The following is a 12,467-nucleotide window of genomic DNA, read 5'->3' on the forward strand; positions in this document are numbered from 1 at the left end:
CCGGCCGGTGACCGATATAACGGTGCCGATCCGCCGCGTCACCGTGACGAGCCGACGGTCCTTCGACGATGTGGCCGCGGCTGTTTACGCGGGCTTGGGCCGGCTGCCTGACTTCCGTTCTGCCGCAGCAGATTTAGCCACCCGCGGGGACCGCGCGTCGTTCGACGCGGCGGTGCAGTCACAGGCGGGGCGCAGCGGTCTGATCGAGTTCCTGAGCCTTGACCTCGGCGGCCCGGTGACGCTGCGCTATCCGGACCGGGGCCGCCGGCTGCTGCGGATCATCGCGGGCAACCCGGTGACGATGAGCCGGATGGCCGTGCATGTCCCCGACGCCGGTTCCTATGCCCCGGTCACCATCCTCATCGCCGAACGCGACGACGGCGTCACGCTGTCCTATGACAGCGTTGCGAGCGCGATCGCACCGTACGGCAGCGCGGACGCGTCGGCGGTCGCCGAAGAACTCGACGCAGCCGTGCTCGATCTGCTGCAGGAGGCCGCCGGTCCGCGTCAGCGGCCGCCCCTGCCGAAGTAGAGCTCCTGGGTGGCGATGCAGACCAACTCACCCGAGCGGTTGTACATCGTCGATGTGGTCAGACCGCGGCCCGCGATGCCGCTCGGCGAAAGCTGGTCGGAGAGCACCCAATCCGACAGGTCGACCGGCCGGTGGAACCACAGTGCGTGGTCGATGAGCGCGTTGAACGTGCCGATCGGGGTGGCTCGCCGCATCGCCAGCGCCGTCTCCACCATCGTCGTACCCGACAGGTAGGCCAGCAGACCGCACGCCAGCACCTCGTCGGCAGGCACCGGCTCGGCGGGTTTCCACCACATCCGCATCCGCGGCGAAGGCTCGGGCAGGTCGACCGCAAGGCGGGGTGGCGTGTCGATGTAGCGCAGATCGAATGGTTGCCGCCGCACCCAGTGCCCGCCCAGCTCGTCGGCGAACGCCGCCAACTGCTCCTGGACCGGTGGTAGCGAATCCGGTTGCGGCACATCGGGTATCGCCTGCTGGTAATCGAGCGCGTCGACGGGTCCGCTGAGTGACACCAGCGCCTCGAGCAGGATCTGGCCGTCCTGGCGTGCGGTGACCTGCCGTGTCGACAGCGTGCCGCCGTCGCGCGCCACGTCGACGTGCAGGTCGACCAGGTAGCGTGCGTCGCCGGCCCGCACGTAATAGACGTGGGCGCTGTGCGGGGTACGGCCGGGCGCCGTCCGGTTCGCCGCCACCAGCGCCTGACCGGCGATGTGACCGCCGACGATGTGGTGCGCCGGGTTGTCCAGTTGCGTGGCGACGAAGTGGTCGTCGCTGTGCTGGTCCACGTCGAGGGTGGCGATGATGTCGGCGAGCGCGGGCGGGCGGAACGTCACCCCGGCATCATGCCAGTGCCCCTCAGCGGGCCAATTCCTCGGCGATCACCGCGACGAACCGGTCGACGTCGTCGGTGGTGGTGTCCCACGCCGTCATCCACCGCACCTCGCCGCGGGCCCGGTCCCAGTCGTAGAACCGGACCCGCTCGCGGATGCGGTCGGCCGCCTCGATCGGCAGCGTCGCGAAGATCGCATTGGCCGGGCTGCGCTGGGTGAACGCCAACCCGGGCAGCGTGCCGTCGGCGATCCGGGCTTCCAGCGCCGCGCGCAGCCGCGCCGTCATCGCGTTCGCGTGCCCGGCGTTGCGCAGTCCGAGGTCATCGTCGAACAGCGCCAGCAGTTGCGCCGACGCGAAGCGCATCTTGCTGGCCAACTGCATGGTGAGTTTGCGCAGATACGTCAGGCCGCTGGCCCGGCCGGGATCGAGGAGCACCACCGCCTCGGCGCCGAGCACACCGTTCTTGGTGCCGCCGAGGCTGAGCACGTCGACGCCCACGTCGCTGGTGATCGCGCGCAACGGCACGCCGAGCGACGCCGCGGCGTTCCACAACCGCGATCCGTCCATGTGCACGGCCATCCCGCGAGCGTGGGCGTACTCGGTGACCGCGCGGATCTCGTCGGGGGTGTACACGGTGCCCATCTCGGTGGTCTGGGTGATGCTGACGGCCAGCGGTTGCGCGCGGTGCTCGTCGCCCCAGCCCCACGCCTCCTGCGCGACGAGTTCGGGGGTCAGCTTGCCGTCGGGGGTCGCGACCGTGAGCAGTTTGATCCCCGTCATCCGTTCGGGGGCGCCTGCCTCGTCGGTGTGGATATGCGCGGTGGCGGCGGTGACGACGGCGCCCCAGCGTGGCAGAACACTGGTCAGCGCAACAACATTCGCGCCGGTCCCGTTGAACACCGGATACACCTCGGCGCCGTCGCCGAACTGCTCGGCGATCACCTCCTGCAGGCGCGCGGTGTAGACGTCCTGCCCGTAGGCGGGCTGATGGCCGCCGTTCGCGGCGCCGATCGCGGCCAGCACCTCGGGGTGGACGCCGGCGTAGTTGTCGCTGGCGAAGCCGCGCCAGCCGGAATCGTGCAGGGGCCGGTAGGTCACCCGGCCATCCTTCCACCGCCACCCGACGATCTGCTGTGCGCGCCGTCAGCCGCCCGGCACGCCGGCGGCGGCCAGGATCAGCTGCGCGACCCGGCCCGGTTCGGTGATCAACGACAGGTGCGACGTGTCCAGTTCGATGGTGTGCGCGCCCATCCGGTGGGCCAGGAACCGCTCCAGGTCGGGGTCGATCGTGCGGTCCTGCGCGGAAACCTGGTACCACGAGGGTTTTTCGCGCCAGGCCGCGACCGTGGTGCGCTCGGACGGCAGCGTGACCCTGTTGCGGCCCTGCACGGCGTAGAGCGCCCGGGCGCGCTCGGGCGGAACGAAGCCGGCGAAATCGGTGAGGAAGGCCGGTTCGCTCAGCTGCGCATAACCGTCGGGCGTGACCACGACGCCCGCCGATGCGGGCGGTGTCGGGTACCGCTTGGCCAGCGCGGGAAAGTCCTCGCCCGCGTCGGGGGCGCGGGCTGCGATGTAGACCAGCGCGCTGACGGCCGGGTCGACGCCCACCTCGCTGATCAACGTGCCCGACCAAGAGTGGCCGGCCAGCACCGTCGGCCCGGGCTGCAGCGCCAGCACCCGACGTGTCTCGGCCACCGCGTCGGCCAGCGTTGTCAACGGGTTCTGCACGACGGCCACGCTCAGCCCGGCGTTCTGCAGGTGCGGCACAACGTCGATCCACGACGACCCGTCCGCGTACAGGCCGTGCACGAGCACCACGCTGCGGGCGCGGGTCTGCGCCAGCGGGATGTCGTCGACCGGGGTCTCCGCCCGCGCGGGCGCGCGACCCGCCACCGCGGCGGCGACCGCCGTACCGACCGCCAGGCCGGCGAACGTCCTGCGGGAAAGCTCCATCTGATGTCCCTCGGTCGGCTGCCGGTGTCGTCGTCAAGATCATGACAGCCGGCGGCCCCAGTCGTCGGTTCGACGATTTCACCCGGGATATATGCATGTGCTATGCATGCTTTTGTGTCCGTGTCCCGCTACGACCGTCTCGACGATCTGCTGACCCGCATCGCGGTGGCCCGGCAGCGGCCGAGCTGGCGGGACCGGATCCTGGACCGCACCGGCCCGGTCGCCAATGCGTCGACGCTGCGGGTGCTGCGCGCGGTCGAACAGAGCCATCCCGCCGGCGGCGCCTCGATCGGCGACGTCGCCGAGTTCATGGCCGTCGAGCATTCGACCGCCAGCCGGTCGGTCGGCGCCGTGGTGGCCGCCGGCCTGGTGGAGAAGGCGTTCGCCGCCGAGGACCAGCGCCGCTGCACACTGGTGCTCACCGACGCCGGGCGCCGCGCATTGGAGACGGTGACGGAGCGACGCCGCGAACTGGTCGCCGAGACCATCGCCGACTGGCCCGACGCGAACGTCGACACCCTCGTCGACCTGCTCGACCGGCTGGCCGAACGCTTCGAACGCGCGGCAGCCCGGTGACCGCCGACGCCACGGCCCGCCCGGCCGCGCGCGGCGCGTTCGGGTTGATCGTCGACCCGGTCTTCGGCGGCCTGTTCTGGGGCAAGATCTTCTCGGTCGTCGCGGTGTGGACGCACGGCATCGTCGCGGCGATCGTGATGTACGACGCGACCCGCTCGGCGCTCATGGTCGGCATGGTCGGCGTCGTCCAGTTCGCGCCGCAACTCATCCTGAGCCCGACCAGCGGTAAATGGGCCGACACCGGCGATCCCGCCCGGCAAATCCTGCTCGGCAGGGTGCTGTGCGTCCTCGGGTCCGGGGCCACCGCGGCGTGGCTGTTCACCGAGCCGACGCAGCAGGGCATGTCGGCCGCGATCGCCGTGCTCGCCGGGACGCTGCTGGTCGGTTTCGGTTTCGTGGTCGGCGGTCCGGCGATGCAGTCGATCGTGCCGAACCTGATCCGCGACGGTGAACTGTCAACGGCGATGGCGCTGAACAGCTTTCCGATGACGGTCGGCCGCATCGTGGGCCCCGCCGCGGGCGCCTACATCGCCGCGCACGTGGGCCCGGCGTCCGCGTTCGCGGTCAGCGCCGCCCTGCACCTGGTGTTCGCGCTCGTCATCGTCGCGGTGCGGTTCCCCGCCCCGCCGGCCCGCAACGCCGACGCCGACTACCGCGTCCGGGTCGCGGTGCGCTACGTATGGCGCGACCGGCCGCTGCTGATCGCCCTGCTGGCGGTGGCGATGGTCGGTCTGGCCTCGGACTCGTCGATCACGTTGACGCCGTCGATCGTCGACGAACTCGGCGGCGACGCGCGCCTGGTGGGCACGCTGTCCGCGGTGTTCGGGGTGGGTGCGGCGCTCGGGATGGCGATGCTGGCGCTGATGCGCGGTCGGATGGCGTCGCCGAAGGTGTCGTCCATCGGACTGGCCGGCCTCGGGTTGGGCTGCGCGGTGCTGGCGACCGCGATGTCACCGGTGGTGGCCGTCGCGGGTTTCGCGCTGGCCGGGTTGGGCTTCGGCTGGGCGATGACCGGGCTCGGCACCGTGGTGCAGGAGCGTGCGCCCGAGGAGTTGCGCGGCCGCATCATGGCGCTGTGGCTCGTCGGCTTCCTGGGTTCGCGGCCGATCGCCGCCGCCCTGCTCGGTGGCACCGCCGACGTCTTCAACGTCTATGTCGCGTTCGCGGTGGCCGCGGCGCTGTGCCTGGTGATGGTGATCTGGGCGCGGCCCGCCAGGCTCGCCGGACCGGTGCCCGCCGCGTAATCTCGCGCGCTACGCGGACGCCTTGCGAGCGCGTTCGGTCATCGAGGCGATCACGCCGCCGTCGTTGAGAATGTCGGTGCCGGTGAGGTATCCGGCCTTCTCGCTCGCGCAGAACGCGAGCAGTTCGGCCATCTCCTCGGGCCGTCCCCACCGCGGCACGGCCGCGTCGGCGACCATGGCGCCCGCGCCGGCGTTCTCCTCGAGGCGGCCCATCTCGGTGTCGATCGATCCGGGCGAGACCGACACGATCCGCAGCCCCCTGGTGTTGAACCGTTCCGCCTGCGCGGTGCTGTACCAGCGCACGAAGCTCTTGCTCAACGCGTAGGAGATGCCGGACTGCAACTCCTCGGGCACGACCGCGCACGCCGCGAGCATGTCGGTCATGAACGCGTCCGGATCCGAAAGCGCCTGCGGGAACTTGTCCTTCGGGATCATCTCGTCGGGCAGCATGTGCGCCGCCATGGATGCGACGTTGACGATCGCCGCGCCTCCCCCGGCCGTCGCGAAGAACGCCTCGTTGACGTTGACCGTGCCGAGCGCGTTCGTGCGCATGACGTACTCGGCGTCGCCCATGCTCGGGCTCACCCCGGCGGTGTGGATGACCGAGACGAGGTCACCGAGCCCGGTCGCGGTGTCGAACAGCCGGTCCACCGCGGCGCGATCGGTGACGTCGGCGTTGACCACCGTGGCGCTGATCCCGAGCCCGCCGAGCGTCTGCGCCGCGCCCTCGAGCCGGTCCCCGCGGACGTCGCACAGCACGACCGTGTGGTCGCGACCGACCACCGTGGCCGTCGCTACGCCCATACCGCCCGCACCGCCGGTGATCACCGAGACTCGATTCATACCGGCACCGTATACCGTTGCCCTTACCGCAGAGGTGTTGGCAGGGTGATTCAGGCTGCGCGCAGCACGAACAGTTCGCCGGTGAGCGTGCCGTCCTCGAGGAGCTTGCCGATCTCGCCGCTCTGCTGTTCGGCCAGCTGCCACGCCTCGGTGTGGCCGTACCGCTGCGCCAACGCGTCCTCGACCGCCTGCGCCCGCTCACTCCAGTCCGCCGGGATCGCCGGCAGGTCGGCCGTCGTGACCTGGTGCTCGACCTGCAGGCGGGCGTCCCGGATCAGGTCGGTGAGGCGCCCTGTCGTCGGGAAATGGTTGTCGGGCAGCACGTCGCCGGGTACCTCGCGGTGGGCGACGAACGCCAGCAGGCCGATCGGGCCGCCGGCGCGCACGACGCGCCGCTGCTCGGCGAGCAGGGCGAGTTGATCGGGCATCGTGCACAACACGCCCAGCGACCAGGCGGCGTCGAACACCGCGTCGGCCACCGGAAGCGCCGACCCCGACCCACACAGGACCGGATGGTCGAACAGTCGCCGCGCCGCGTGGCACGCACCGGTTTCCGGCTCGACGAGCACCGGCCGCACGGACCGGCTGCGCGCGGCGTAGGCGGCCGGCCCGCCGACGCCCGCACCGCAGTCCAGCAGTGCGTCGCCAGAACGCAACCCCATGTGTTCGACCAGCCAGTCCAACGCGGCCGGGCTGCCACTGCCGCGGCACCCGGCGGGCACGTGGTACTCGGCGCCTAGCGCGGTGGCCACCGTGGCGGTCCATTCCGCGACGGTGTCGAACTCGGCCTCCATCGCCTCGCTCATGCCACCAGTTCCTTGATGCGACGGCCGACTTCGGCCTTGATCTCCGCGCCCACCCGAGTGCCGGACGCCGATGCGAGACCGGACACGTTCACCCCCTCGACTCCATCGATCGACAACAATTGCCGGGCTTCCTCGACCGCGGCGTCGATGCCGGCAGCCACCGGATCATCCGCTCCCAGAACAGCTTCGGTGACCACCGGATCGAGTTCGAGCCCTGGAAGGCCTTGCAGGACGGCGGCGGACACGTCGTCGGTGAAGACCGCGACGGCGGCGATCACCGGGATCGTGAGCCCTTGCGCCCGTGCCGCGGTCATGAAGTCGGCGACCATGGCCGGAAACGGCACGTGGTTCAGCACCGCGGCCCCGGCACCGGCACGCTGCTTTTCCACCAGCCGGGCGGGCCTGGCGTGCACGGGCGGCGCGGTGGGTGTTTCCGGCACCGCCGCCGCCATCCCTAGTGCCGCCGCGAGCGAAACCAGCCGAGGCCCATCCAGATCGAAGGTCTGCGTGACGTCCGGCCGCACGTCGTAGCCGCGGCCGTCGCCGGTCACACACATCGCGGCCGGCACACCGATCAGCTGCAGACCGCGCAGCTCCTGCTCGAGCACGACCCGGTTACGGTCCCGGCAGGACAGCGTGATCCACGGCGACACACCGGCGTCGAGCAGCAGAGCACCCATCAATGTGGGCGGGAAGTCGGGCCGATTCTGGTGTTCCCCGACCAGGACGGCATCGCAGGACGGCGCCAGAACGGCGGCGGTCTCGGCGACGTCCTTCTCGTCGAAGGGCAGGCAGCTGAAGTCGGTCAGCACCCGCGGGGCGGTGGTCTGTACCGGCGTGACCGGCGGTCCGGACCACGGGACCACCTCACCGAATGCACAGGCGCCGGGACGCATCTCGCACTGACCGTCCGGCCGTACCCCGCCGCACGGTCCGAACGTCATGCGTTTGGGACACTCCGGCGCCCTGTTCCCGTCCACCACCTGCTGCCCTATACCCCGCCCTTTTCCTGCGCAAGCATGCCAGTCCGGTAGCCCGCGTAACCGGTGTTATCACAGTAAGCTCCCGGTTCTGTCTTCTATTTGGGAGTGACGGACGTGGCGCTGCCTACGGGTCCGGTCGATGCTCGAGGCGAGTCGCGTGTCGCCTCGGACGACACTTTGCGCCTTCAGATCCTCGGACCACTGCGGATCTGGCGGGACGGGGCCGAAGTGGACCCGGGCCCCCGCCAGCAGGCTGCCCTGCTGGGTCTCCTGCTGGCCAGGGAGAGCCGACCGATCAGCACAGCCGAGCTCATCGATCTGATCTGGGACGAGAACGCACCGGCCAGCGCGATGAACGTGCTGCACAAATACGTCGGCATGCTGCGACGGCTGCTCGAGCCCGGGTTGCAGCCACGTGAAAGCGGCTCATACCTGCTCCGGCGGAACAACGGCTACCTGTTCACAGCTGGCCTGGCCAGACTGGATCTGGCACTGTTCCGGCGATACACCGCCGCCGGTGCGGCCGCCGTGACGGAGCACCGACGAGACGCCGCACTCGACGATTACGCGCAGGCGTTGGACCTGTGGACCGGCGCCGCCGGTGATGGACTCGTCCAGACCCGGGCGGCGACGGCCGTCTTCGCCTCCCTGAACGAGGACTTCTTCGATGCCTGTGTCGCCGCATCCGAACTCGCGATAGAGCTCGGGCGCCCGGAGCGGGTTCTGACGGCGCTGCGGCTGGCGGCCGAGATCGGCCCACTGCACGAGCCCGTACAAGCCGGCCTCATCGCGACCCTGGGTGCGGCGGGGCGACAGGGCGAGGCGCTGGCGGTCTACCAGGAGGTGCGCACCCGGCTCGTGGAGGACCTCGGCATCGATCCGGGGCCGACCCTCGAGGCCGCGCAACGCGCTGTCCTGACTCAGGCGTCGGCTCCCGTTGCCGCGCAATCGAACTCAGAACAGCCGACCAGACTCGTCGGCCACGCGGAAGAACTGGCCGTGCTGCGGCAGATGGTCGATGTCGCAGGGGAGGGCGGCTCCTGTCTCGCGATCGTCGAAGGGCAACCCGGCTCGGGTAAGACCACCGTCCTGCAGGAGGCCGCCGCGGACGCCGATTCGCGCGGCCTGTTCGTGGTGTGGGGGAACTCGCTGGAAGGTGAGGGCACACCGTCGATGTGGCCGTGGGTCCAAGCCGTCGGCGCGGTCTTGGCGACCCTGCCACCCGCCGCGCAGGAGAAGTGGCTTGCCAGCGACGTGGGCCGGCTCATCAGGCCGCACGAGGGCATACTCGCCGGCTCGTTCCTTCCGGACAGCGGCACGCAGTTCCGCCTGTTCGAGGGTGTCGTCGGCGTCCTGGCGGAGGCGGCGGCCCAGCGGCCGATCCTGCTGGTGCTCGACGACCTGCACTGGGCGGACGACACGTCGCTGCAGATGCTCACTCATCTGGCGGCTCGGTTGCCCAGCGCCACAGTCGTCTTCGGGGCGCTGCGTGACCGCGCCCCGGCGCCCGGTACGGCGTTGGCGCGCACGCTCGCCGCGACCAGCCGAGTGGCAGGGCACCGGCGGATCAGGGTCCGCCCGTTGTCGGTTGCCGAAGCCGCCGAGGTCGTCCGCCGTGAGACCGGGAGCGTGCCCGACGAGGCGCTGACGCGCAGCGTCTACGCGCGCACCTCAGGCAACCCGTTCTTCGTGCGCGAACTTGCGCGCTTTCTCGCCGACAACGGAGCACTCGACTCGACGGCCGCGGTCAGTGCCGGAGTGCCGGCCACCGTGCGTGACCTCGTGCGGGATCGGTTGGCCCGACTGGACGACGCCACCAGGGATCTGCTCATGGCAGCGTCTCTGGTCGGTCGCATCGTCCGGGTTGACGTACTCGCCGAAGCCGCCGGTATCGACCTGCCGACATGCCTCGACCGGCTCGAGGCCCTCGTATCGTCGGGCACGGTCGAGCCGACTCCCGGCGACCCGTACACGTTCCGGTTCGCGCATGACCTGGTTCGCGAGTCCGTCGTCGGCATCATTCCGCCACGACGCGCCGGCCAGCTGCACATGCAGATCGCCGATGCGCTCGAACGGGTCTCCTCTGCAGAGGAAGCGGTCGCCGAACAACTCGCCTACCACCTGTGGTCGGCCGGCCCGCTCGCCGACCCGAAACGCACCGCGGCGGCGTTGGTGCGAGCAGGCAGCTGTGCGGCGACGAAGTCCGCACTCGAGGCCGCCGAGCGGCACCTGCGGTCTGCCGTCGAAATCTCACACAACGCTCGCCTGCCCGAACTGGAGCTGGCGGCCCTGTCCCAGTTGACCGCGGTCGTCGGTATGCGATCCATGTACGGTGCCGCGTCGGTCGACCTGATGACCCGTGCCGAGGTGCTGGCACGCGAACTCGGCCACGAGTTGGAAGCCACCGGGTTTCTGTACTCGAGGTGGGCTGCCCATGCGCAAGGCATCGAACTCGATCGCAGCGGACCGCTGGCGCGCCGCCTGCTCGAACAAGGCTATGCCTCCGCTGACCCGATCGTGAAGGCATACGGCCTGCAGGCGTGGGGGATTCATCAGTGGGACATCGGCAATATCGGCGAGGCGTTCCGCTATCTGAGCCAGTCTGAGCGGACCCTGCTCGCCAACCTTGCACGTCACGACGAGGATCCTGTTCGCCGCGATCTGAAGTTGCTGATGACCGGGATGCTTGCAGAAGTGACCGCGCTGCACGGGGATATCGAGGGCGCCCGAGGCCTCCTGGATACCCTGGAAGCGACCGCGGGCGACAGCCCCTATCGAATTACGGTGTGGGCCAGCATGACTGCGAGGATAGCGTCGATAGTCGGCGATCCGGACTGGGCACTTCCCGTTGTCGGACGGGGCATCGCGGTGGATCCGAGTTTTTCGTTCGTCTTCCTCGGCACCTATCAGCGCCTCGCTCGCTGCTGGGCCTTGGTGATGGTCGGGAAGGGCACTGATGCAACGATTTCGGAGGCGCAGAAGCTGATCGCCGCCAACCTGCTCGATCCGCCCCGTTCGTGCGTTGCCACCTGGTACGGCCTGCTCGGTGAAATGCACCTGGCCGTCGGGGCGACTGAGGCGGCGGCCGGTGCCCTCGATCGGGCAGATTTCTATCTCAATGCTTACGGGCAGCGCAATCCCGAGGGTCTGTTGTTGCTGCTTCGCGCGCGCCTTCTGCATGCCCGAGGTGAACCTACCGGGGTTGTCCGCAGGGCCGCCGAGAGGGCGCGCGCACTGTCCCTCGAACGCGAGGCACGTCTCTACGCCGACCGCGCGGAGCTGTTTCTGTCCGAACTCGACTGAGCCTCGCGCCTTCGCGGGAGATGCGGTCAGGAACCGACGGCGCGCTCGAGGTCCTTCAGCGCCGTCTCGAGGTGCCCGAGCAACCGCTGCAGATGCGGGACGTTGCGGCGGTCGCCGACCAAGCCAAAGTCCAGGAACTCGGCGCGGTTGGCCAGCGTGATGTTGAGAGCCTGCCCGTCGAGCGGAATGGAGAACGGGTAGTTGCCGTCGAGCCGAGCACCGTTCCAGTACAGGGGTTCCCGCGCACCCGGCACATTGGAGATGACCAGATTGAACGGCGGCGGCGCGGTGCGCACGAAGCCGGGCAGCAGACCGAACGCCAGGCCGCTGATCAGAAACGCCGACACCGCGAGTTGCTGCGTACGCGGCAGCTCCGAGTACACCTTCTTGTTGTCGCGCATCGACGCGGCGATGGTCGCCAGCCGCCGGGCGGGGTCCTCGACATCGGTGGCCAGGTTGCACAGGATCGCACCGACCAGGTTGCCGCCGCCCTCGACGTCCTGTTCGGTGCGCAGGTTGACCGGCACCATCGCCACCAGCGGTGTGTCGGGTAGCGCGTTCTGATCGGCCAGATAGAGCCGCAGCGCGCCCGCGCACATCGCCAGCACGACGTCGTTGACGGTCACACCGGCCTCGGCCTTGACCTTCTTGATGCGGTCCAACGCCCACGACTGCGCCGCCACCCGGCGGGCGCCGCCGATGCGCACGTTCAGCATCGTCTTCGGCGCCCGGAACGGCAGCGTCAGCTGCTGCTCGAGCAGCGCCGCACGCGCCAGCGACACCGTGGTCGGCGCGACCCCGGCCACCGAACCCGCGACCTGCCCGAGGGTCTGCAGCAACGACGGACCGGAGGTGTCGCGCGGTGCGCTGCGCCGGGGCGGCAGGCTCCACGGTGCGCGCACCTCGGTTTCGGTGGCGTCAGGCGACAGCACCCGCTGCATCACCTTCATCGCCGACACCCCGTCGATCAGCGAGTGGTGGAACTTGGTGTACACCGCGAACCGGCCGTCGCTGAGACCTTCGATCAGGTGCGCCTCCCACAGCGGGCGGTGCCGGTCGAGCAGCGTGCCGTGCAGCCGGGAGATCAGCTCCAGCAGGTCACGGACGCGGCCGGGCGACGGCAGCGCCGAGCGGCGCAGGTGGTAGTCCAGTTCGACATCCCGATCGGCGGACCACACGACGTTGGTCAGCCCGCCGAAGAACGCCGGATGCTTGCGGAACGTGGGCTGCACGTCGGTCTGGGACAGCAGCTCGTCGGCCAGCCCGCGGAGGTATTCGGGGCCGGCGCCCTCGGGCGGTTCGAACAGTTGCAGCCCCCCGACATGCATTGGATGCTCGCGTGATTCGCCGAGCAGGAAGATCGCGTCGGTCGGCGATATCGGCTGCATGGGACCTC

General features: G+C 70.0%; 11 protein-coding genes. 4 read left to right on the plus strand and 7 right to left on the minus strand.

Annotated features, from left to right (window positions below; translation table 11 throughout):
• Positions 1-7 precede the first annotated feature (7 nt).
• Complete coding sequence (locus BLW81_RS05150; RefSeq protein WP_157897593.1) at positions 8-532, plus strand: DUF302 domain-containing protein; 525 nt, start codon at positions 8-10, stop codon at positions 530-532.
• Here BLW81_RS05150 and BLW81_RS05155 read toward each other — a convergent pair.
• The 3 genes from BLW81_RS05155 to BLW81_RS05165 are packed head-to-tail and all read right to left on the minus strand — an operon-like array spanning position 508 to position 3,316.
• A complete protein-coding gene (locus BLW81_RS05155) occupies positions 508-1,365 on the minus strand; it encodes an acyl-CoA thioesterase (protein WP_083406281.1) in 858 nt (285 codons plus the stop codon). The two genes, BLW81_RS05150 and BLW81_RS05155, sit on opposite strands and share 25 nt — an antisense overlap.
• Positions 1,366-1,387: 22 nt before the next feature.
• Complete coding sequence (locus BLW81_RS05160) at positions 1,388-2,461, minus strand: threonine aldolase family protein (protein ID WP_083406282.1); 1,074 nt, start codon at positions 2,459-2,461, stop codon at positions 1,388-1,390.
• A 45-nt stretch (positions 2,462-2,506) separates the two neighbouring features.
• Positions 2,507-3,316 (minus strand): alpha/beta fold hydrolase, encoded by an 810-nt coding sequence (locus tag BLW81_RS05165; protein WP_083406283.1) that lies wholly within the window; start codon positions 3,314-3,316, stop codon positions 2,507-2,509.
• Between the two features lie 102 nt (positions 3,317-3,418).
• Between BLW81_RS05165 and BLW81_RS05170 the strand changes: the two genes are divergently transcribed.
• Together BLW81_RS05170 and BLW81_RS05175 are read left to right on the plus strand one after the other, a co-directional pair.
• On the plus strand, positions 3,419-3,892 hold the full coding sequence (locus tag BLW81_RS05170) for a MarR family winged helix-turn-helix transcriptional regulator (RefSeq protein ID WP_083406284.1): 474 nt from the start codon (positions 3,419-3,421) through the stop codon (positions 3,890-3,892).
• Positions 3,889-5,136 (plus strand): MFS transporter, encoded by a 1,248-nt coding sequence (locus tag BLW81_RS05175; RefSeq protein WP_083406285.1) that lies wholly within the window; start codon positions 3,889-3,891, stop codon positions 5,134-5,136. Before BLW81_RS05170 ends, BLW81_RS05175 begins: the two co-directional genes overlap by 4 nt.
• A gap of 9 nt (positions 5,137-5,145) precedes the next feature.
• Here the strand turns inward: BLW81_RS05175 and BLW81_RS05180 are convergent, their stop codons facing one another.
• Genes BLW81_RS05180 through BLW81_RS05190 form a run of 3 tightly spaced genes read right to left on the minus strand, consistent with a single transcriptional unit; the run spans position 5,146 to position 7,729 of the window.
• Entirely contained in the window at positions 5,146-5,979 is an 834-nt protein-coding gene (locus tag BLW81_RS05180; protein WP_083406286.1) for an SDR family oxidoreductase, read from the minus strand.
• A gap of 50 nt (positions 5,980-6,029) precedes the next feature.
• Positions 6,030-6,785, minus strand: a complete 756-nt coding sequence (locus tag BLW81_RS05185; RefSeq protein WP_157897594.1) for a class I SAM-dependent methyltransferase — start codon at positions 6,783-6,785, stop codon at positions 6,030-6,032.
• Positions 6,782-7,729 carry a methylenetetrahydrofolate reductase gene (locus BLW81_RS05190; protein WP_083406287.1) on the minus strand — a complete coding sequence of 316 codons (948 nt, stop codon included), beginning with the start codon at positions 7,727-7,729 and terminating at the stop codon, positions 6,782-6,784. Before BLW81_RS05190 ends, BLW81_RS05185 begins: the two co-directional genes overlap by 4 nt.
• A gap of 144 nt (positions 7,730-7,873) precedes the next feature.
• Between BLW81_RS05190 and BLW81_RS05195 the strand changes: the two genes are divergently transcribed.
• Positions 7,874-11,071 (plus strand): BTAD domain-containing putative transcriptional regulator, encoded by a 3,198-nt coding sequence (locus BLW81_RS05195; RefSeq protein WP_235632184.1) that lies wholly within the window; start codon positions 7,874-7,876, stop codon positions 11,069-11,071.
• Positions 11,072-11,097: 26 nt separating this feature from the next.
• Here BLW81_RS05195 and BLW81_RS05200 read toward each other — a convergent pair whose 3' ends face one another.
• On the minus strand, positions 11,098-12,459 hold the full coding sequence (locus BLW81_RS05200; protein ID WP_083406288.1) for a WS/DGAT/MGAT family O-acyltransferase: 1,362 nt from the start codon (positions 12,457-12,459) through the stop codon (positions 11,098-11,100).
• Positions 12,460-12,467: the final 8 nt, after the last annotated feature.

Origin of the sequence: Mycolicibacterium rutilum, assembly GCF_900108565.1 — a bacterium.
Classification (GTDB): domain Bacteria; phylum Actinomycetota; class Actinomycetes; order Mycobacteriales; family Mycobacteriaceae; genus Mycobacterium; species Mycobacterium rutilum.